19 protein-coding genes are annotated in these 21077 nt (G+C 58.2%); 9 read left to right on the forward strand and 10 right to left on the reverse strand.

Translation table 11 applies throughout. The features are described from left to right. Positions 1-11: 11 nt before the first annotated feature. Positions 12-1487 carry a nucleobase:cation symporter-2 family protein gene (locus KGB18_RS06680; protein ID WP_123722894.1) on the reverse strand — a complete coding sequence of 492 codons (1476 nt, stop codon included), beginning with the start codon at positions 1485-1487 and terminating at the stop codon, positions 12-14. 352 nt (positions 1488-1839) lie between these two features. On the opposite strand from KGB18_RS06680, the gene KGB18_RS06685 reads away from it, so the two are divergent. The 5 genes from KGB18_RS06685 (at position 1840) to KGB18_RS06705 (ending at position 5478) form a co-directional block, all read left to right on the forward strand. Next, the gene (locus KGB18_RS06685) at positions 1840-2556 is read left to right on the forward strand and encodes a helix-turn-helix transcriptional regulator (RefSeq protein ID WP_123722893.1); all 717 of its coding nucleotides are present in this window, start codon (positions 1840-1842) and stop codon (positions 2554-2556) included. 52 nt (positions 2557-2608) lie between these two features. Continuing rightward, positions 2609-2950, forward strand: a complete 342-nt coding sequence (locus KGB18_RS06690; protein WP_007897370.1) for a nuclear transport factor 2 family protein — start codon at positions 2609-2611, stop codon at positions 2948-2950. 201 nt (positions 2951-3151) lie between these two features. After that, positions 3152-4270, forward strand: a complete 1119-nt coding sequence (gene zapE / locus KGB18_RS06695; protein WP_223569567.1) for a cell division protein ZapE — start codon at positions 3152-3154, stop codon at positions 4268-4270. 18 nt (positions 4271-4288) lie between these two features. After that, entirely contained in the window at positions 4289-4870 is a 582-nt protein-coding gene (locus KGB18_RS06700; RefSeq protein ID WP_123722891.1) for a DinB family protein, read from the forward strand. A gap of 116 nt (positions 4871-4986) precedes the next feature. Next, on the forward strand, positions 4987-5478 hold the full coding sequence (locus KGB18_RS06705) for a GNAT family N-acetyltransferase (RefSeq protein WP_052963393.1): 492 nt from the start codon (positions 4987-4989) through the stop codon (positions 5476-5478). Between the two features lie 200 nt (positions 5479-5678). Here KGB18_RS06705 and KGB18_RS06710 read toward each other — a convergent pair whose 3' ends face one another. Both KGB18_RS06710 and KGB18_RS06715 read right to left on the reverse strand, forming a co-directional pair. After that, on the reverse strand, positions 5679-7424 hold the full coding sequence (locus KGB18_RS06710; protein ID WP_123722890.1) for a phosphoethanolamine transferase CptA: 1746 nt from the start codon (positions 7422-7424) through the stop codon (positions 5679-5681). A 197-nt stretch (positions 7425-7621) separates the two neighbouring features. Further along, on the reverse strand, positions 7622-7804 hold the full coding sequence (locus tag KGB18_RS06715) for a DUF6026 family protein (protein ID WP_123722889.1): 183 nt from the start codon (positions 7802-7804) through the stop codon (positions 7622-7624). A gap of 250 nt (positions 7805-8054) precedes the next feature. Between KGB18_RS06715 and gnd the strand changes: the two genes are divergently transcribed. Genes gnd through KGB18_RS06730 form a run of 3 tightly spaced genes read left to right on the forward strand, consistent with a single transcriptional unit; the run spans position 8055 to position 11396 of the window. After that, the gene (gene gnd / locus KGB18_RS06720) at positions 8055-9059 is read left to right on the forward strand and encodes a phosphogluconate dehydrogenase (NAD(+)-dependent, decarboxylating) (protein WP_223569646.1); all 1005 of its coding nucleotides are present in this window, start codon (positions 8055-8057) and stop codon (positions 9057-9059) included. Beyond that, positions 9056-10582, forward strand: a complete 1527-nt coding sequence (gene zwf, locus KGB18_RS06725) for a glucose-6-phosphate dehydrogenase (protein ID WP_223569568.1) — start codon at positions 9056-9058, stop codon at positions 10580-10582. The genes gnd and zwf overlap by 4 nt, the downstream gene beginning before the upstream one ends. After that, the gene (locus KGB18_RS06730) at positions 10575-11396 is read left to right on the forward strand and encodes an HAD family hydrolase (protein ID WP_201060357.1); all 822 of its coding nucleotides are present in this window, start codon (positions 10575-10577) and stop codon (positions 11394-11396) included. The genes zwf and KGB18_RS06730 overlap by 8 nt, the downstream gene beginning before the upstream one ends. A 124-nt stretch (positions 11397-11520) precedes the next feature. Here the strand turns inward: KGB18_RS06730 and nhaB are convergent, their stop codons facing one another. From nhaB to KGB18_RS06745, 3 genes are all read right to left on the reverse strand, one after another. Continuing rightward, entirely contained in the window at positions 11521-13023 is a 1503-nt protein-coding gene (gene nhaB / locus KGB18_RS06735) for a sodium/proton antiporter NhaB (protein WP_223569569.1), read from the reverse strand. Between the two features lie 78 nt (positions 13024-13101). Further along, positions 13102-14391, reverse strand: a complete 1290-nt coding sequence (locus tag KGB18_RS06740; protein WP_223569570.1) for a hypothetical protein — start codon at positions 14389-14391, stop codon at positions 13102-13104. A gap of 284 nt (positions 14392-14675) precedes the next feature. Next, positions 14676-14942: a hypothetical protein gene (locus KGB18_RS06745; RefSeq protein ID WP_123722884.1), complete on the reverse strand. Its 267-nt coding sequence runs from the start codon at positions 14940-14942 to the stop codon at positions 14676-14678. A gap of 343 nt (positions 14943-15285) precedes the next feature. Here KGB18_RS06745 and KGB18_RS06750 point away from each other — a divergent pair, with 343 nt between their 5' ends. Further along, the gene (locus tag KGB18_RS06750) at positions 15286-16611 is read left to right on the forward strand and encodes a sigma-54 dependent transcriptional regulator (RefSeq protein ID WP_123359592.1); all 1326 of its coding nucleotides are present in this window, start codon (positions 15286-15288) and stop codon (positions 16609-16611) included. 172 nt (positions 16612-16783) lie between these two features. Here KGB18_RS06750 and KGB18_RS06755 read toward each other — a convergent pair whose 3' ends face one another. The 4 genes from KGB18_RS06755 to KGB18_RS06770 all read right to left on the reverse strand — a co-directional run bounded on the left by KGB18_RS06755 (position 16784) and on the right by KGB18_RS06770 (position 21055). Further along, positions 16784-18064 carry a hypothetical protein gene (locus tag KGB18_RS06755; RefSeq protein WP_223569571.1) on the reverse strand — a complete coding sequence of 427 codons (1281 nt, stop codon included), beginning with the start codon at positions 18062-18064 and terminating at the stop codon, positions 16784-16786. A 47-nt stretch (positions 18065-18111) separates the two neighbouring features. Continuing rightward, the gene (locus KGB18_RS06760) at positions 18112-18852 is read right to left on the reverse strand and encodes a hypothetical protein (RefSeq protein ID WP_223569572.1); all 741 of its coding nucleotides are present in this window, start codon (positions 18850-18852) and stop codon (positions 18112-18114) included. 32 nt (positions 18853-18884) lie between these two features. Then, positions 18885-19565: a C39 family peptidase gene (locus tag KGB18_RS06765; RefSeq protein WP_223569573.1), complete on the reverse strand. Its 681-nt coding sequence runs from the start codon at positions 19563-19565 to the stop codon at positions 18885-18887. A 62-nt stretch (positions 19566-19627) separates the two neighbouring features. Next, complete coding sequence (locus KGB18_RS06770; protein WP_223569574.1) at positions 19628-21055, reverse strand: heme utilization protein; 1428 nt, start codon at positions 21053-21055, stop codon at positions 19628-19630. Positions 21056-21077 lie beyond the last annotated feature (22 nt).

The raw sequence follows: 21077 nt of genomic DNA on the forward strand, positions 1-21077 counted from the left end.
GCTCTTGAGCATTACGCACGGTTCAACTGTGCGACAGCTGCAGGTGAAACGGGTTCACCCTTGGCCGCAACATCCGGGTTCTGCATCACCTGAAGCACCGAGGCTTCCGGATCGAACTCGTCTTCTTCCAGCTCGATGAATTCTTCGGGCAGGAAGATATTCAGCACGATAGCGCACAACGCACCGACAGTGATCGGTGATTCGAAGATGTTGTGCAGCGCCTTCGGCAACTCGCGCAATACTTCAGGCACTGCCGCGACGCCCAGGCCCATGCCTAGGGAAATCGCCACGATCAGCATGTTGCGCCGATGCAGGCCTGCCTCGGCGAGAATCTTGATCCCGGCCACTGCCACGGTGCCGAACATCACCAGTTCAGCGCCGCCGAGCACCGGTTTTGGCATCAATTGCAGCACCGCGCCAATCATCGGGAACAACCCCAATACCACCAATAGGCCGGCGATGAAAAACGCCACATAACGGCTGGCCACACCGGTGAGCTGAATCACGCCGTTGTTTTGAGCGAAGGTCACCATTGGCATGCTGTTGAACACCGCAGCCATCGCCGAATTGAGACCGTCGGCCAGCAACCCGGATTTGATCCGGCGGATATAGATCGGGCCTTTGACTGGCTGCCGGGAAATCATCGAATTGGCGGTCAGGTCACCGGCGGCTTCCAGCGGCGACACCAGGAAAATCACCGCCACCGGCACAAACGCCACCCAGTCGAATGAGAAACCGTACTTGAACGGTACGGGCACACTCATCAGCGGCACGGCGGGCAGGCTGGTGAAGTCGACCTGGCCCATGAACCACGCGACCGCATAACCGAGGGCCAGGCCGATGACGATCGCGCCCAGGCGCAGGAACGGCACATCCACCCGGTTCAACACCACGATGGTTCCCAGCACCAGTGCCGCCAGCGCCAGATGGCTGGCCGCGCCGAGATCCGCCGCACCGAAACCGCCGGCAATGTCGGTCATGGCGACCTTGATCAGCGACAGGCCCATGAGGGTAATGATGGTGCCGGTCACCACCGGGGTGATCAGCATCCGCAGCTTGCCGATGAACTGGCTCAGTACCACTTCGATGAACGCGGCGAAAAAGCACACGCCGAAAATCGTCGAAAGGATTTCATCGGTGCCGCCGCCCCGCGCCTTGACCATGAAACCGGCGCTGAGAATGACGCTGATAAACGAGAAGCTGGTGCCTTGCAGGCACAACAGGCCGGAACCGACCGGGCCGAACCGCCGCGCCTGGACAAACGTGCCCAGCCCCGAAACGAACAGCGCCATGCTGATCAGATAAGGCACTTCACTTTGCAGGCCAAGGGCGCTGCCCATGATCAGCGTCGGCGTGATAATGCCAACGAAACTCGCCAGTACATGTTGCAGGGCGGCGAAGACCGTGGCGGTCAGGTGAGGGCGATCGTCGAGGCCGTAAATCAGATCGTTGTTGCGTGGGGCAAGGGCTTTTTCAGAGGCGGTCATGGTGGTTTGCGTGCCGAAAGGCGGGGCCGGGTCAGAAAATGGAGGCGCAGGATGCCAGCCGCGGGCAGTGAGGGCAACGCTAAACGGTACAGAGGGGCATACACAAAACCTGTGGCGAGGGGGCTTGCCCCCGTTGGGTTGCGAAGCGGCCCCCGACATTCCTTCAGACACACCTGACGCGCTGATCTTGCGACGGCTGCGCCGCCGAACGGGGGCAAGCCCCCTCGCCACAGAGCCCGCACACATTTGATCTATGTCCGGCCATTGGAGCGAGGTCTTATCGCTCCTGCCAGTTTCTGACAACAGCCTCTGCTAAGCTCCGACGACTTTTTCAGGAAAGAGCCTGCCGACCGTGTCGCGAACCAGCCGTTTACTGACTTTGTTACAAGTGCTACGGGGCAAAAGTCGTCCGGTGACTGCCGCGACATTGGCCAGCGAACTGGAGATTTCCGAACGCACGCTGTACCGCGACATCGCGGAACTCACCGCCCTCGGCGCGCCGATCTTTGGCGAGGCGGGGATCGGCTATGTGTTGCGCAGCGGTCTGTTCCTGCCGCCCTTGATGCTCAATGCCGATGAGACCGAAGCTATTGTGCTCGGGTTGCGCTACGTCGATCAGCGTGGCGATGAGGTCTTGGGCAAAGCCGCGGCCGATGCCTTGGCAAAAATCGCCGCGGTACTCGACCCCGCCGCCCAGGAGGCCTTGCGCAATCCCACAGTACTGCCGGGCCCTCCGGGTTATGGCTATCCGCAAAATGCCGTGCCCTTGAATGTATTTCGCCAAGCCATCCGCGATCAGTCCAAGCTGCACATCGATTACGCGGACGCCAATCAGGTGCCGAGTCAGCGGCTGATCTGGCCACTGGCCCTGGGTTTTCTCAACGAGGTGCGGATCATCGTCGCCTGGTGTGAATTGCGCAGTGCCTATCGCACCTTTCGCACCGACCGGATCTCGGCTGCCAGTGAGCAGGGCGAACGTTATCCGGGTCGACGCAGCGACCTGTTGCGCACCTGGCGCAAGCAGATGCAACTCGACGAAGCAGGGCGTTTCACTCCTGACAAGAACTGACACAGGCTTGTTTTAGCATGGCTCCAGAATCAACTCACAAGGAGCCGTAAACATGTCCAATCCAGCCTCTTCACTGGCCCCCGCCATCGCCGCCTACATTGCCGCTGCCAATGCTCGCGATACGTCGAGGGTTGCCAGTTTTTTCGCTGAGGATGCCAACGTGTTCGATGAAGGGCAGCATCAGGTCGGCACGCAAGCCATCGCCCAATGGATGCAAGACACCGCACAACGTTATCAGCCCCGGGTCGAGGTGCTCGACGTTCAGCTGCGAACCGGCAAAGTGCTGGTGCATAACCTGATCTCCGGCACGTTTCCCGGCAGCCCGCTGGAACTGCGCTACATGTTCCGCCTCAATGAGCAGGGCAAGATTGCCAGGCTGGATATCTCGCTGTAACCACCGGCCTATGTAGCAGCTGTCGAGCCTGCGAGGCTGCGTTCGGCTGCGCAGCAGTCGTGAATCCGATTGACGCGGTATGCCTGATGTACCGCCGGTTCTGGTTTGACGACTGCTGCGCAGCCGAACGCAGCCTCGCAGGCTCGACAGCTGCTACGGCCCAGGCTTCACCAGCAGCCCCAGAGACGTATACTGCCGCGCATGAATGTCGACTCTCCCTTAAGCGCCTGGCAACACGCCATCGAACAGAAGGGCTTCGTCCAGGACGAAGCCCAGGAACATGCCGTGTGGGCGCTGCAAAAATGCCACGAAGCCTTGCATGAAAACCACACGCCCATCAGCGGCGTGTACCTCTGGGGCCCGGTTGGGCGGGGCAAGACCTGGTTGATGGACCAGTTCTACCAAAACCTGCGCGTTCCGGCCCGACGTCAGCACTTTCATCATTTCATGGGCTGGGTGCATCAGCGCTCCTTTCAATTGACCGGTACCGCCGACCCGTTGAAAGCCCTGGCCCGTGAACTGAGCCAGGAAGTGCGCGTGCTGTGTTTCGATGAACTGTTCGTCAACGACATCGGTGACGCCATCATTCTCGGGCGCTTGTTTCAGGTGATGTTCGAGCAGGGCGTGGTGGTGGTCTGCACCTCCAATCAGCCGCCGGATCAGCTGTACGCGGATGGCTTCAACCGTGACCGATTCGTGCCGGCCATTACCGCGATCAAGCAACACATGCAGGTGATTGCGGTGGATGGCGGGGAAGATCATCGCCTGCACCCTGGCGCCGGTCTGCAGCGTTACTGGGTAAATGTCCCGGGTCAGCCCGGCGCCTTGAGCGAGGTGTTCAAGGCCTTGACCGTCGGCCAGTCGCTGTCCAGCGATCCGGTCAAGATCGGCTACCGTTCGGTCAATGTGATGCAGGCCAGTCAAACCGTGCTCTGGTGCCGTTACGCCGAGCTCTGCGAGCAGCCATTTGCCGCCATGGACTTCATGGCCCTGTGCGACACCTTCAGCGCTATTCTGTTGAGCGACGTGCCCAACCTCAGCGCACAAAAACGCGAAGGGCGCATCGCCCGCGGCACTGAAGACGGCGTCGAACGGGTGGTGGCGGGTGATCGCGAGTTGCCGCAGTTGTCGGTGCATGACGATGGCGTGCGCCGGTTCATCGCCCTGGTGGACGAATGCTACGACCGCAAGGTGCCGCTGTACCTCGAAGCGCAGGTGCCGATGGAGGCGTTGTACACCGAGGGCTATCTGGAGTTTCCGTTTCGTCGCACCCTTAGTCGTCTGCAGGAAATGCAGCTACAACGTTTCGCCGAGGCTTGATATCCGGGAGGAGCGAACATGAATCAGCCCTTGTCCCACCATTTGCTGACCATGGCCTATCAGAACGCCTGGGCCAATCACCGACTGGCCAAGGCCTGGCTTCAGCTAAGCCCGGCCGAACTGGCGGCGCCGCGAGTCAGTTTCTTTCCCAGCCTCAGCGCGACCCTCAATCACATCCTGACCTGCGACTGGTTTTATGTGGATGCCCTGGAGCGGGAGTTGCGCGGTGACGTACCGCATCCCGATTGCTACGTGTTTTTCAACGAAGACGAGCCATTCACCCACAGCGCCGATCTCAAGCGCGAGCAAGCCCTGGTGGACCGTCGACTGATCGCCTACTGCGAGCAACTGCGCGACGCAGACCTCGGACGGCTCGTGACCATCGCGCGCGACACCCCGCAACATGACAGCCGTTTGCGCATGCTGTCCCATTTGTTCGAGCATCAGATTCATCATCGCGGGCAGGTTCACGCGATGCTCAGTGGCACCTCGGTCAAGCCGCCGCAACTGGACGAATTTTTTTGTGCCGGAGAGTCGGCGTTGAGGGCCGAGGATTTTGCCGAGCTGGGATGGACCGAGGCATTGATCTGGGGCGTTTGAGAGAGAACGATCACAACAGGATCCGGTTGTCGGCACCCCGGCACTCGCGATAAGGTCGCTGGACCTTTCAGTGCGCAAGAGGCGAACTGGGGCAACTTGTGTGATTGAGGGTGGAAATGGAATCCGCAGAAATTCTTGTGCTTCAGGCCAGCTACACCAACCCGGTGCATGCCGAGGCAATTTGTCTTGTATTGAACCACTACGCCGAAGACCCGATGGGCGGCGGTCACCCGTTACCCGCCGATAGGTTGCAACAACTGCCGGGGGAACTGGCCAAACGTCCCCATGCCTTCAGCGTACTGGCGTTTGTCGGCGGCGAGCCGGCAGGGCTGGTCAACTGCTTTGAAGGTTTTTCGACCTTCGCCTGCCGGCCGCTGGTTAACGTTCACGACGTGGCAGTGGTGTCGAAGTTTCGCGGGTTGGGGTTGAGTCAGAAGATGCTGCACAAAGTCGAAGACATCGCGCGCCAGCGCGGCTGCTGCAAAATCACCCTGGAAGTACTGGAAGGCAATGCGGTGGCTCAGGGGGCCTACGGCAAATTCGGTTTTTCGCCAGGCATGTTCGACCCGGCGCACGGGCGGATGCTGTTCTGGATCAAAGCGCTTTAGTCCGCAATCCATAATCTTGTGGGAGCGGGCTTGTGTGGCGAGGGAGCTTTTGTGGCGAGGGGGCTTGCCCCGTTCGGCTGCGAAGCAGTCGTAAATCCTTTACATGCGGTTTAACTTTGAAATGCCAGGGGCGCTTCGCACCCCAACGGGGGCAAGCCCCCTCGCCACACAAGCCCGCTCCCACAGGATCCGCGCCAAAACTACTGCTGAACGACTGCCGGCGTGATAGGTGCGCCCTTGGGTTTCATCAGGCTGAAGTCGATCAACGGTCTCTGCTTACGTGCATAAGGGTCGCCGATCATCAATGGCCGAGGCTTGAAGCTGTCGCTGACCAGGCTTTTACTGCGGTCCAGTTCATCGAAACTCAGGCCTGCCAGATCCGCCCAGGTGTGAATCAGCTGAGAACTACTGTACGGCCGGCTCAAATCGCCGGCAAAACTCCAGTCATGAGTTTCGCGCCATTTCGGCGAAGCCCAGGCCATGAACGGAATGGTGTACATCGGCGCTGTCGGTTTGCTCTCGTTGCGCCCCAGGGTTTTATGGCCAACGGAGTCGAAGACGTCTTCGCCATGGTCTGAGAGGTACAGCAGGAAGCCGTTCGGATCAGACTTAGCGTAGTCCTTGATCAGGCTCGACACCACGAAGTCGTTGTACAGCACTGCGTTGTCATAGCTGTTGTACGTCGGCACTTGATCGTCACGCACGCCGTCCGGAACGCCTTTGCGGTCGGTGAACTTGTTGAACGTCGACGGGTAACGGTACTGGTAGCTCATGTGCGTGCCGAGCAAATGCACAACGATCAGCTTGCGTGGCGCCGCATCGGTCAGCGCCTTGTTGAATGGTTCGATCACGTCGCCATCGTACTGGGCGGCGTTCTGGTTGCGGTTGTTGTTCAGGTACACCTGCTCGTCGGCCTGCTGGGAGAACGTCGTGAGCATGGTGTTGCGCTTGGTCATGGTCTGCTGATTGGTAATCCAGAAGGTCTTGTAACCCGCCTGTTTCATCATGCTGACCACCGACGGCGTCGACAGGTAGAGATCGGGATTTTCTTCGTCGGCGAACGTCAGTACCTGCTGCAACGCTTCGATGGTGTAGGGGCGTGGGGTAATGACGTTATCGAAGACCGCCAGTTGGTCCTTGAGCTTGTCCAGCTCCGGGGTGGTTTCCCGAGGGTAGCCGTACAGGCTCATGCGCTGACGGTTAGTGGACTCGCCGATCACCAGCACCAGAGTCGCTGGCTGATTGGCCATCGAATCGGAGAGGTTCTTGAGCGGGGCAATTTTGCTGGCGCTGTGAAGCATGTCTTGCATGCCGGCCAGGGTATCGAGGTAACGGTGATAGGCCACGGCCATCTGCCACGGCACCGCGGGCTCGATGCGGGTTTCGAATTTCTCGAAGCCGCCCGCCAGGCTGCCGGTGTGCGCGGTCTGCTTGATCAGCGGGTAACCAACCACGGCCAGTAGAATCGCCGTCGCCGCGACCAACGCCTGGCCACGTGGCAGGTACACCGGACGCAGGCGGGTCCAGAGGAAATACGCGAACGCGGTATGGGCGAGGAACGCCAGCACCATCCACCAGGCAAAATACTGGGTCATGTACTCGCCGGCTTCAGACACGTTCGATTCGAACATGATGAAGATGACGCTCTGGGAAAATTCCTGCTGATAGATGAAGAAATAACCGAGGCTGGCCATCGAGCAGGCCCACAGCACCACGCCGATCAACGCGGCCATCACACGTGTTTGCTTAGGGAACAGCAGCATCGGCGCCAGCCAGATGGCGCTCATCACAAAGGCCTGACGGAACCCGGTAAAACCGGAAGTGCCTGTCAGTTGAATCAGTAGTTGGGTGATGCCGGAAAAATACCAGAAGAACAGAAATAACCAGAGAAATCCTGCCCAATCAAAACCTTTCGCAGACGTTTTGCTGCGTTTAAACAAAGCCATTCAGCACTCCAGCCTGATAATTACTTCGGCCGTCGGCACTTTCCCTGTCGCAGACGAACGGGCGCCGCGCGGTTACCGAGCGGCCACAATGAGCCGGAGTATCGACAAGAAGGTGTGAAAACTTTGTGAGTTGCTGGAGCAGGCAGGGTGCAGCGAGTCGGAAACAGCGGTGGCTGCTTCCGAGTCAAGCGAGGGGGTCAGGCGTGGGGAACACGTTGGGTCACAGGCCAGGGCTGAACCTGATTGCCTTGGGTCAGCAGGCGCAATTGCGCGACTTCCTGCTTCAACTGGTCACGCTCGTCTTTCAACTGGCGCAGTTCATCGCGACGGATCGTGACGTAAAGGGTTTGTGCTGGCAGTGCTGTGTGTATGGTGCCCATTGCTCACCTCGCAAATGGCTGTCTCAACTGTAAGTACGCTCCCTGAAATCAGGTGCTCACTTACTATCGGCGCCAATACTGATTTCTTTTGCCCCCAAAGGGAACTTTTTTATTTTTCATGGTCGTTGTGTCTTCGGGACGATTCCCGACGTTATCAGTCTGGATCGGGCACAATGCCCGGAAACTATGTGCCAGCGCTCTGGACTAACCCTCATTAGTCGCGTTGGGCTATAACCTTTGATACACATTTATTTGTAGTAGGGAGCATCGGAACATGCAACTCGGGATTATTGGACTGGGCCGCATGGGCGGCAATATTGCGCGGCGCCTGATGCTCAACGGACATACCACCGTTGTTTACGACCGCAATACCGCCTTTGTCGACACCCTGGCTGAAGAAGGCGCCACTGGTGTTGCCGACTTGCCAGCCCTGGTCGCTGGCCTGGCCAAACCACGCGCGGTGTGGGTCATGCTGCCCGCCGGCGCACCGACCGAAGACACCATCGACACCCTCAGCACCTTGCTCGACGCTGGCGATACCATTATCGACGGTGGCAACACCTTCTATAAAGACGACATCCGCCGGGCTAAAACCTTGTCGGAAAAAGGCCTGCACTACATCGACGTCGGTACCTCCGGCGGCGTCTGGGGCCTGGAACGTGGCTACTGCATGATGATCGGCGGCGATACCGAGACCGTTAAGCGTCTCGACCCGCTGTTCGAAACCCTGGCCCCGGGCATGGGCGACATCCCGCGCACCAAGGATCGCAAGTCCGATGACGATCGCGCCGAGCGCGGTTACATCCACGCAGGCCCCGCGGGTGCCGGGCATTTCGTGAAGATGATTCACAACGGCATCGAATACGGAATGATGCAGGCCTTCGCCGAAGGCTTCGACATCCTCAAGACCAAGGCCAGCACCAACCTGCCGGAAGATCAGCGCTTCGACCTGAACGTCGCTGACATCGCCGAAGTCTGGCGTCGTGGCAGCGTGGTGTCGTCCTGGCTGCTCGACCTGACCGCCGATGCGCTGGCCAGCGATCCGAAACTCGACGGTTACACAGGTGAAGTAGCTGACAGCGGTGAAGGTCGCTGGACCATCGAAGCCGCCATGGAGCAATCGGTACCGGTACCGGTGCTGTCGAACTCGCTATTCTCGCGCTACCGTTCGCGCGGGCAAGGCACCTTTGGCGACAAGATCCTCTCTGCCCAGCGCTTCGGCTTCGGCGGCCACGTGGAGACTTCGAAAAAATGACTCATGTGATCCGCAGGAAATCCAAGGCAGAACCCGCACCGCCTACCACGCTGTTTCTGTTCGGTGCCCATGGTGATCTGGTCAAGCGCCTGCTGATGCCGGCGCTGTACAACCTGAGTCGCGACGGTTTGCTGGGGAATGGACTGCGGATCATCGGGGTTGATCACAACGCCATCAGTGACGAAGCCTTCGCCAAAAAACTCGAAGATTTCATTCGGGCGGAAGTGGCGGCCAAGGTCGGCAAGGGCGATGAAGCCCTTGATCCGGTGTTGTGGGCCAAACTGGCCAAGCACATCAGCTACGTCCAGGGCGACTTCCTTGACGAACGCACCTATGAAGCACTGGCGACGAAAATCGCCGCCAGCGGCACCGGCAATGCGATTTTCTACCTGGCCACCGCGCCGCGCTTTTTCAGCGAAGTGGTGCGGCGTCTCGGTGCTGCCGGATTGCTGCAAGAAACCCCTGAAGCGTTCAGAAGGGTGGTGGTCGAAAAACCTTTCGGCTCCGACTTGCACACCGCCGAAGCCTTGAACGCGTGCTTGCTCAAAGTGATGACGGAAAAGCAGATCTACCGGATCGATCACTATCTGGGCAAGGAAACCGTGCAGAACATTCTGGTCAGCCGGTTTTCCAACAGCCTGTTCGAAGCCTTCTGGAACAACCATTACATCGACCACGTGCAAATCACCGCCGCCGAAACCGTCGGCGTGGAAACCCGTGGCAGTTTTTATGAGGTCACCGGCGCCCTGCGGGACATGGTGCCCAATCACCTGTTCCAATTATTGGCGATGGTGGCCATGGAACCACCGGCCGCTTTTGGCGCCGATGCAGTACGCGGCGAAAAAGCCAAAGTCGTCGGCGCGATCCGCCCCTGGACGACCGAGGAAGCGCGAGCCAACTCGGTGCGCGGCCAATACACCGCCGGCGAGATTGGTGGCGAGCCGCTGCCCGGTTATCGCCAGGAAGCCAACGTGGCGCCTGACAGCACGACCGAAACCTATGTCGCGCTCAAAGTCATGATCGACAACTGGCGCTGGGTCGGCGTGCCGTTCTACCTGCGCACCGGCAAGCGCATGAGCGCGCGCGATACCGAGATTGTCATTTGCTTCAAACCGGCGCCGTATGCGCAGTTCCGCGACACCGAGGTCGATGAGTTGCAGCCGACCTACCTGCGAATCCAGATTCAACCCAACGAAGGCATGTGGTTCGACCTGCTGGCCAAGCGGCCGGGACCGGCGTTGAACATGGCCAATATCGAGTTGGGTTTTGCCTACAAGGACTTCTTTGAAATGCAGCCATCGACCGGCTATGAAACCTTGATCTACGACTGCCTGACCGGCGATCAGACGCTGTTCCAGCGTGCCGACAACATCGAGAACGGCTGGCGCGCCGTGCAGCCATTCCTCGACGCTTGGGAGCAGGATGCAACAGTGCAGAGCTATGCGGCTGGCGAAGATGGTCCACAGACCGCTGACGAGCTGCTGACCCGTGACGGCCGCGTTTGGCACAGCGTCGGTGAGTGACGTAACGCAACAACCCATCCGTTTTCTGCTCAGTGACATGGACGGCACTTTACTGCTCCCTGATCACAGCCTCAGTCAGCGTACGATCGAAGCAGTCCGCGCCTTGCGCGAGGCCGGCGTGCTGTTCAGCCTGGCCACTGGGCGTCCGCCCAAAGCCATGTTGCAGCAGATCGAAGCCCTGGGTGTCGATCTGCCGACGGCGGCCTTCAATGGCGGCACAATCGTCAACCCGGACGGCAGTTTGCTGGTTGCGCATTATTTGCCGGCGACGTCAGCGTTGACGGCGCTGGCACTGTTTGCCGATCAGCCGGACATTGAGGTTTGGGTGTTCAGTGGCGGCGACTGGCTGTTGAAGGATCCGTACGGCCCGATGGTTCCTCGAGAGCAGCATGGCCTCGGCTATCCTCCGGTGGTGGTCGAGAGTTTTGAGCCTTACATGGCGCATATCGACAAAATCGTCGCCGCCAGCAACAACGCCGAACTGTTGATCGAACTGGAAGCGCAGTTGCTGCCCAAGGTCGAAGGGCAGGCGCAGGTCTCGCGTTCACAGCCGATCTATCTGGACGTGACGGCGATGCTGGCTAACAAGGGCGAGGCATTGGCGACACTGGCCGAGTTTCTCGGCGTACCGCTGGAACAGACCGCCGCCATGGGTGACGGTGGCAACGACCCGGCGATGTTTCACCGGGCCGGATTGTCTATCGCCATGGGGCAGGCGGAGGAGGCGGTGAAGCGTCAGGCTGACGTGGTGACCGGGGGCAATACCGAAGACGGCGCGGCCGAGGCGATTGAGCAATACATCCTCAAACACTGAATACATGATCGACTGTAGGAGCTGTCGAGTGAAACGAGGCTGCGATCTTTTGATTTTGATTTTTTAAGATCAAAAGATCGCAGCCTCGTTTCACTCGACAGCTCCTACAGTGAGTATTGCGGTGCTACAACCAGTAGCTCACCGCATACCAGCCCAACACGCCCATCACCACGGTGTAAGGCACCGCCATCCACACCATCCTCCCGTACGACAGACGAATCAGCGGTGCAATCGCCGAGGTCAGCAGGAACAGGAACGCCGCCTGACCATTGGGCGTTGCCACGCTCGGCAGGTTGGTGCCGGTATTGATCGCAATCGCCAGGGTTTCAAAGTGTTCGCGGCTCATGTCGCCGGCGAGGAACGCCTGCTTCACTTCGGTGATGTAGATGGTCGCAACGAATACGTTGTCGCTAATGGCCGACAACAAGCCATTGGCAATAAACAACATGCCCGGTTGTTGATCTGCCGGCAGCGCCAGCACCCACTGGATCAGCGGCGTGAACAGTTGCTGGTCATGAATCACCGCCACCACCGCGAAAAACACCACCAGCAGCGCCGTGAACGGCATCGCATCCCTGAACGCGTTGCCAATACGGTGCTCATCGGTAATGCCGGTGAACGCAGTGATCAGCACGATCACCATCAAACCGATCAGGCCGACTTCAGCGACGTGAAACGCCAGCCCGGCAATCAGAATCAGCGCAGCCGCCCCTTGCACCAGCAACGCCGCGCGCTGACGTGCAGTGCGTTCGGCGTTGTCTTCGGCGGCGTAGTTGGCCAGCACCGTACGCACGTTGTCCGGCAGCAGCGTGCCATAGCCGAACCAGCGCAGTTTCTCCAGCAGCACGCAGGTCACCAGACCGGCTGCCAGTACCGGCAACGACACCGGTGCGACTTTCAGAAAGAATTCGGCGAAGTGCCAACCCATTTCATGGCCGATCAGCAGGTTCTGCGGCTCGCCAACCAGCGTGCACACACCGCCCAACGCGGTACCGACGGCGCCGTGCATCAGCAAGCTGCGCAGGAAGGCGCGGAATTGTTCGAGGTCGGCATGATGAAGGCTGGGTAAATGCCGGTCGTCGCTGAACTCGGCGTCCTGGCGTGGATCGTGGCCTGAGGCGACGCGGTGATACACCGAATAAAACCCCACGGCGGCGCTGATAATTACTGCCGTCACGGTCAATGCATCAAGAAACGCCGACAGAAACGCGGACAGGAAACAGAACATCAACGCCAGCAGCGCCTTGGAGCGAACCCCCAACAGCAGGCGCGAGAAGAGAAACAGCAAAAGGTCTTTCATGAAATAGATGCCCGCCACCATGAACATCAGCAGCAGGATCACCGGGAAATTGTGCACCAGCTCATCATAAAGCGCCTGGGGCGTGGTCATCTTCAGCAGCAATGCTTCGATCAGTAACAAGCCGCCGGGCATCAACGGATAACACTTGAGCGCCATGGCCAGGGTGAAGATGAACTCAAGCACCAATAGCCAGCCGGCCGCCACCGGACCGACCGTCCACAACACCAGGGCGTTGAGAATCAGGAAGCCGACAATACACGCCTTGTACCAACGAGGTGAGTGCCCGAGAAAGTTGTGCGCGAAGGCCTGGGCCATTGAACCGGACATCGGCTACTCCTTGTATTAAGAAGCGCGCAACTTGCCGTAAGAGCAACAGAAGATCAAGTGCAGGCAAATGATATCGGCCTAACACTGATAACGCGCGACGATCGCGCGGCAGTTTCCGTCCAGTGAATAGCCGCCTATGACAATGCAGCTGTCGGCCTGAATGGCCAATGAAGTAGCGGTATGCGAGCCGCGACCCAGGCGTGTGCGACACCAGCCAATGCCCTTGGCAAAACTGCGATCCAGTTGCCCACTGGGTAAATATCGGGCAAAAATGAAATCGGCTTCAATCCCGCCGACCATCGATCCAACTGTCAGTACGCGTCCATCCGGTTGAGTCTCGGCGGCGGTCCAGCGGCAACTGCTGCGGCCGACGCCTAAAAGCTTTGGCTTGCCACCGTTGCAATGAATATCGGGTCGACCATTACTGTGAACTTTCAGAGACAGGCAGAGCATCGGCTCGCGACTGTTGCCAAAACAATGCAAGTCGCCATTTTCATGCTGGACGATCTGGTTGATCTGAGCGCTGTGCTCCCGTGCCTTGAAGGTCATGAAACCATCCACGGCGAAGCTGTCATCCAGTCGGCCGTCCGGGTGATAGCGCGCCAGCAGACCTTCCTCGGGAAAATTGATTGATCCACTCACCAGGATCCGACCATCGCGTTGCACCATCAGACTGCTGAGCCAGGTGTTCATCAACAAGTGCCGAACCATGACGAAACCGCGACCGTTGAAGCTGTCGTCCAGCGAGCCGTCGGCGTTGAGTCGTATCAGCATGCCGACGTGATCGGTGGGTTCGAAGTAATGATTGGTCAGCAGCAGGATTCGACCGTCGTCCTGCACACAGACATCACAGGCTTCGGCGCTCGGCACGCCGGGCGGTAACCAGGCGTCGCGAGCACCCAGGGAAAGATTACCCGGAAGGTGCACCACGCAACGTCCATTGTCGCCAAAGCCCTGGACCGGGCAGCCTTGCTGATCAAACATCGCCAGGGCGGGCAACGTACGGTGTGCATTCTCGTAGTGCAGGCCGGCCACCAGAATGTGCCCGTTGGGCAATGCCCGTACCTTGCCAGCCATAGCCTCGAAGCCGAGTGCGAACTGGCCGCTGATGCTGCCTTTTTTGCCGAATGCCAGATCCGCCGAACCATCTGCAAGCAGGCGGGCCAGGCCAAAGCGTTGGCCGCCCGGAGTACCGACCTTTGCCGCCACCAACAACCGGCCAACGTGGTCAATCGCAACCCCATTGGTCATGCTGGAGAGACTGCCGGCGAAATACACTTGAGTCTTGCCGGTGCCAGCGAAATTCGAATCGAGCCGTTCGGCGCCGTTCACGGTTGCAGGTAAGGCAAAAGCAGTCTGGGGTGACATGCATGCATCTCCTTGCCAGTCGTCCTTAATCCCGGTTCCCGGATGGCGACTGCCTGAGCAAAACATTCAATCCCTGAATGACTCGGCGCACAACTGTTTTCATGAGCCGGAGGAGGAGCGTTTTGTGCCAGAACAATGTCTTTTCGAACCATTGCCAAGCCTGCCAAGTAATATGGCAGATTAGAAGTTGAAAAAGGTGAGTGGTGTCGCGCAGCTGACAGTAAAAAACGTCAACTAAGAGGAAGTGGGGGCGCGGATTGCCGGGCGGCAATCCGCGAAAACGCTTAGTGCGGCATGGTCCACGATTGCAGCGTGTAACCTTCCTGGCTCAACTCGGCACGGGCTTCTTCCAGCAAGTGTTCGAGTTGCTCTGGATCGGAATAGGCGCTGCTTGGAATTTGTTTGCGGCTGATGCGGGTGTTAGTGCGATCGATGACGGTCAGGCTGAGCTCGCCATTACCGTCTTGTGGTGCCCAGGCCACGCATTGAAAGGGTTGGAATGCGCGGTCGGCAATCAAAAGTGCTTCGTTGATACGGAGCGGGGCGTTCATGGGATCTTCTCTCTGTATGCCCAATCAAGTGATCTGCCGTCGGTTGGGCTTACCGTTCGGCTGGTTACTTGTACTGATGCCCGCAAGTGGGGGTTGGGTCACACACAATCAAAAGAAATTTCAACTTTCTTTGATTGATTCGACATTCAGGCCGTTTCTGAAAGCTGAATGAAAGGTTCAACTCGTTAGGCAACTAACCAAGTGATTTCTTATAACTAATAAGCAAACAGCCCTATAAGCAATCGATACAAGCCTGCGTCAAAATCTTGCTAGTGTTACAACGAAGCCCGCCAAATGACTGTTTTTAATAATATTTCCTAAAATTTGGCGTCAAGGAACAGTCATGATCGAAGCGCCTGCCTTACGACGTCTTTTAGTAGTGGATCCTTGCGACGACTGTCACCGTTTGTTGCCGGGTTTACGCGCCGTGGGTTGGGATGTTGACAGCTGTACCCTGGAAAACGCCACCGAACGAACCTGCGATGTCGGCCTGTTCCGATTGCAGCCCTTTCATCTGGAGCGCCCGGAAGCCGTCAAGGAATTGATCAGCCGTAGCGGTACCGAGTGGATTGCGGTGCTGAATCAAGAAGTCCTGCGATTGCAAAATGTCGGGGACTTCGTCTGCGAATGGTTTTTTGACTTCCATACCCTGCCGTTCGATGTCTCACGGGTTCAGGTCACCCTGGGCCGCGCGTTCGGCATGGCGCGCCTGCGCGGCCAGGGCACCGTTCATATCGATCAGCCTGAACACGAACTGCTCGGCGACAGTAAACCGATTCGCGAACTGCGCAAACTGCTGAGCAAACTGGCACCCACCGAATCCCCGGTGCTGATCCGCGGCGAAAGCGGGACCGGCAAGGAATTGGTCGCTCGCACCCTGCATCGACAATCCCAGCGTCACAGCAAACCGTTCGTGGCGATCAACTGCGGCGCGATTCCCGAACACCTGATCCAGTCCGAACTGTTTGGCCATGAGAAGGGGGCCTTCACCGGCGCTCATCAGCGCAAGGTCGGGCGGATCGAGGCGGCCAACGGCGGAACGCTGTTTCTCGATGAAATCGGTGATCTCCCCCTGGAACTGCAAGCCAATCTGCTGCGCTTCCTGCAGGAAAAACACATTGAGCGTGTAGGGGGGCACCAGCCTATTCCGGTGGATGTGCGGGTATTGGCGGCGACGCATGTCGACCTTGAAGCGGCCATTGAGAAGAAACTCTTTCGCGAAGATCTGTATTACCGTTTGAATGTCTTGCAAGTCATTACCGTGCCGCTGCGCGAACGCCATGGCGATCTCTCGATGCTGGCCAACCACTTTTCCCATTTCTACAGCCAGGAAACCGGCCGTCGTCCCCGCAGCTTCAGCGAGGACGCGCTGATCGCCATGGGCAAGCACGACTGGCCGGGCAATGTCCGTGAGTTAGCCAACCGGGTACGGCGCGGGCTGGTTCTGGCCGAAGGACGGCAGATCGAGGCGCGAGACCTGGGGTTGATCAGTCAACACATCACCGCTACGCCGATGGGCACCCTTGAAGACTACAAGACCCGCGCCGAGCGTCAGGCGCTGTGCGATGTGTTGAACCGGCACAGCGATAACCTGAGCGTCGCCGCCAGAGTCCTGGGCGTGTCGCGGCCGACTTTTTACCGATTGCTGCATAAGCACCAAATCCGCTAGGGCGCGGTGAAACGAAGAGGCCCGCTGCGACATTCATCGCAGCGGGCCTTTTCCATGAGACTCCTTGTGGGAGCGGGCTTGCCCGCGATAGCGATATGTCTGTTACATTATTGTCGAATCTGCCGACGTCATCGCGGGCAAGCCCGCTCCCACAGGTATTTGCGCTGAACTCTTAGAAGTAGTACGGGAATTTCAGGCTGAAGGAAAAGTCTGGCGAGTCGTCGGTCAGCCCGATGGCCAGGTTGGGAACGATCGTCAGGTTATCGGTTGCTGCCAAGGTCATGCCGATGTTGAAGTTGGCCGAGTTGTAATCGCTGTTGGAAATCGATTGCCAATCGCCACCGTCCGGCTTGATCTTGCTCTTGCGGGCGAATTGATCGGTGAACGAGAACGACATACTCATCTTCTCGTTCAAGGCGAATGCAATGCCGGCGCCGACCTGCCAGGAATCGCCCAGTTTCACGTCCCCGGGCACCTTGGAGTTGACCTGAGGGCTGATGTCGCTGAAAGAGTCTTCCATGTTGTAGGTGTAGGCCAGGCTGCCGAACAGCACGGCCGGGTCGAAGCTCTTGACCAGCGAAAGCCCCGGGGTGATCGACCAGACACCATTGCCGGTAGGCAAGTCCTCGGGTACCGAGAGGTTATCGTTGTTCGGGTCATTGACCAGCTTGATGCCGTAAGGGTCCTTACCGGTCGGCGCCTTGACGCGCAGTGTAAAGACCGCGTCGGGAAGATTGGCCGACTCATCCAGAAACTTGTAGGCAACGCCAAAGTTCACATCGCCGATGGTCGGGTCGCGGGTTACGGTTGCGTCCGACGTCACCGGGCCTGCACCACCGGCGCCACCGGAGGAATACGTTGATTCGCGATAAACCACGGGGACGTTAATGTCGAACTGCCAACGTTGTGCCACGTTGTAGCGGGCGGTCAGGTCCAGGGTCCAGTTATCCGCCTTGATACGGTCGAGGTTGATGTTACCGAGGAAAATCGCGTCCAGTGCCAGGAAGCCATTGAGTACCAATGCACGGGTATCGTAGTGCGTATAGGTCAGGCCGGTTTCGACGCTGAACTTGCCACCACCGAAGAAGCCGCTGGCTTCGTCATACAGGTTGGAAACGCTTTGCGCAGGCTCCGAATCCTCTTGGAGCGATTGGCCGTATGAACTGCCCGTGGTTCCCGGCGCACCGGCGGCCACCGTCTGGCCACTCCTGGGCGTTTGCGCGGGGGATTTGGTCAGGCGTTTGGGAGCAGGTGTCGCAGGTGCTTCTTCGACTTGGCGAACGCGTTGCTCGAGTACCATCAGCGCGTTCTGTTGTACTTCGTAACGCTGTTTCAACTCCATGAGTTCTTGTTTTAGTGCTTCGACCTGGGGGTCCGTTGCTGCGTGCAGCAGTGTTGTCGGGGCCAGGCTAGTCAAACAAACGATAGCTCTGAACGTCAACGATCGGTGCATGGGTTAGCCGTCCATTTCTGACTACATCGGATGAGACTGAGCGTAGATCAGAATCCTTGGGTGCGAAGACCTTTGAGCTGGTCCAGGTTGCCGTTCAGCGACCCGGTTGTCGCCACGTTGTCACGCAGCACGACATTGAAGGATGTGAGGTTGTTGACCTGGTTACCACCGCCGAGCAAAGTCGTGTTCTGCATCAGCCCACCCTGGGCCAGGCGTTGTACGGTACTGCCTTGGTTGTTGTTGGCCACGATATTGAGTTGCACACCCGTACCGGTCGAGGCAACGCTCAACGAGCCTGCGCCATTGGCGCCGACCAACGTCGAGCCTGCGGCCAACGCCTGGCCCTGCTGTTGCGTTGCTGGCGCTTGGCTAGCCTTTGTGACGTTGATGTAAACGTTGTTGTAGGCAGAGTTATGGTCGCCGGCAGCACGCACGACTTGAGTGACGCCTTCGGTGCTGTTGAGGCCGCTGCCGCCAGTGACGGTACCGGTGCCTTGCGAACGCGCTGAGCCATTACCTTTTTCGTCGATCATCGACACATAGAACTGAGGCTTGATGGTCGATTGTTGAATTTGCATCGAGGAAGTTGCCCCGATCACTTCACCGTTGGCATTTTGCCAAGTGCTGGTCATGACAATGCCGAAACTGATGATCCGCCCCGGCATGACATAGCGGCCACGCAGGGTCGCCAATTCCTGATCCTTCAGTTCAATGGGTTTGAACGTCTGTGCCTGGGTCGGCAGGCTGGCGGCCAGGCAAGCCACGACCAGCCAGATTGGAGTCTTCATGGGATGCTCCCGGAGCGTCGTGCTCCTTGTCATTAGAAGAAGTCGCTTTGGATGAATCCGAAATCCATCAACTCTGCGTCTCGCACCGGGCTGAAGGTGTTGATGCGGTTCTTGGCGGTCAGTGGCTGGGGTGGGTCGAGCAATGCATTGGTTTTGTCGTAGCCCTGACCGATGATGGCAAAGATGATGCCGTTCCAGCCTTTTACAAAGTCGTCGACTTTGTAGCGTTTATGACCGAGTACCGGATCTCCGATATAGACCCAGCCCTTATGGACTTTTTGCATGACCACAAAATGTTTGTAGCCACGGATATCAAGGAGTACCACAACCGGAATTCTGATTTCGCTCAACGTTTCCGGGGCTACCCGATAGCCACGGGCTCGCATGCCGATACTTTCCACGTAACGCTTCATGTCGAGCATTGAGAAGCCCTGGACGCGGACAAGATCTTGATCAGAGTGCGCCAGCATGCCTTCGATGATCTGTTCTTCATTCACGTCCAGCCAATAGGCTTGGCGCAAGATGGTCGCCAGCGCAGCTGCGCCGCAACTGAAGTCGGTTTTCTGTTGCACCAGGTCGGCAAATTTACGCTCGCGTACGCTCTGGATCGGCTTGTACACCACCGCGCCACCGGGCAGGACGGAAAGCGGCATTTGCGCAGCCTCAATCACACTGGCCACGCAAAGCAAAAATGCCAAGACGATAATGCGCATGAAAAGACGCCTTCTGGTGGTGTTGAAACAGGCCCCCGTCAGGGGGCCTCCAGAGACAGCAATTAGAACGAGTTGTTGGAAATGGCCAGCGAGTTGCTTTGTTGGTTACCCACGCCAGCAGCCACGTTGACGCCCAGGTTGCCACTGCCACCATTCACCGAACCGTTCAGGGTCGCAGTGTTGGTCACAGGGTTGGCCCAGCCAGTTGGAGTCAGCACTTGATAGGAATAGGTGTTGCTCAAATCATATGAGCTGCTTTCACTGTAGCTTTTCGCTTTGTCGTACGCAGATTCGGACGATTTGCTGCCCGATTTTTCGTACGAGGATGCGGACGATTTCTCATACGATTTATCGTACGATTTATCGTACGAGGAATCGCGCGATCTGTCGTACGAGGAGTCGCGCGATCTGTCGTACGAAGAGTCGCGCGATCTGTCGTACGATCTGTCTCTCGATGCGTCAAGCGTTGCGTCAATCGATGCGTTAAGCGATGCGTCGGCAGTCCTGCTGCGGGTGCGATCGCCATTGCCATTATTGAAGGTACGGGAACTGGAAGCCGCCGCAGTAGCGTCCAAAGTAGCGCTCAAGGAAGCACTCAAAGAAGCACTCGAAGAACCGCTCGCATTACTGCTGCTTGAACCGCTCGCATCACTGCTGTTAGAGCCGCTCGCATTACTGCTGCGAGAACCACTTATATCAACGCTTTTGGAGCCGCTGGCATCAAAGCTCCTGGAACCGCTCGCGTCCCAGCTTGAAGAAGCGCTTTTACTGCCGCTAGCCTCGGATGACTTATCGCGAGAGAAACTACCGCTGGCCGAGTTGGTAACTGTCATCGTATCCAGGCGGTACGTCCGATCGGCGTTGTTATTCACTACCAGGCCAGGACCTTGTTGATCGGCAGAGGCGGTGGCTGTTGCGTTACCGAGCGGGGCATTGGTGTTGGCAATTGCCATGGTGTTTTTCTGCTGGTTAAGGTCGCCGCCAGCAATGTTGATACCCATATTACCGCTGCCGCCATTACCCGATCCGTTCATCACGGCAGAGGCTGTGCTGCCGAAGTTGTTGACCCTGTTATTGTCGCTGTATTGCGTGACGTCGGCGGTGGCTGTGGCAGTGCCGAACACGAAGCTGTTGTCCTGACTGGAGTTTGAGGCAGCATTGGCGATGGCGGACGCGTTGTCTTGTTGGTTGCCGCTACCTGCAGCCACGTTGACGCCGACGTTGCCGCTGGCGCCTGTGGCAGAGCTGTTCATTTCAGCTTCGTTAATCGTCCCTTCGTTACGGATGCGGTTGTCGGTACTGCTCTGGTTATCCCACGCATTGGCCGTCGCATAGACAGGGATCTTTGTTGGAGGAGGGGTGTGATGGCCATTGTTGTGGCCATGGTGGTGGTCATTGTCACGCCGATCGTTTTGCCCAGCTTGTACAGCAACAGCCATGACCGCAGCAATTGCGAAAACCAGAGGCTTGAGTGCCATCGAAGGTTTCATGGTGATTCTCCGTACTTATTTT

The organism is Pseudomonas sp. BF-R-26, assembly GCF_019947395.1.
Taxonomy (GTDB): Bacteria; Pseudomonadota; Gammaproteobacteria; order Pseudomonadales; family Pseudomonadaceae; genus Aquipseudomonas; species Aquipseudomonas farris.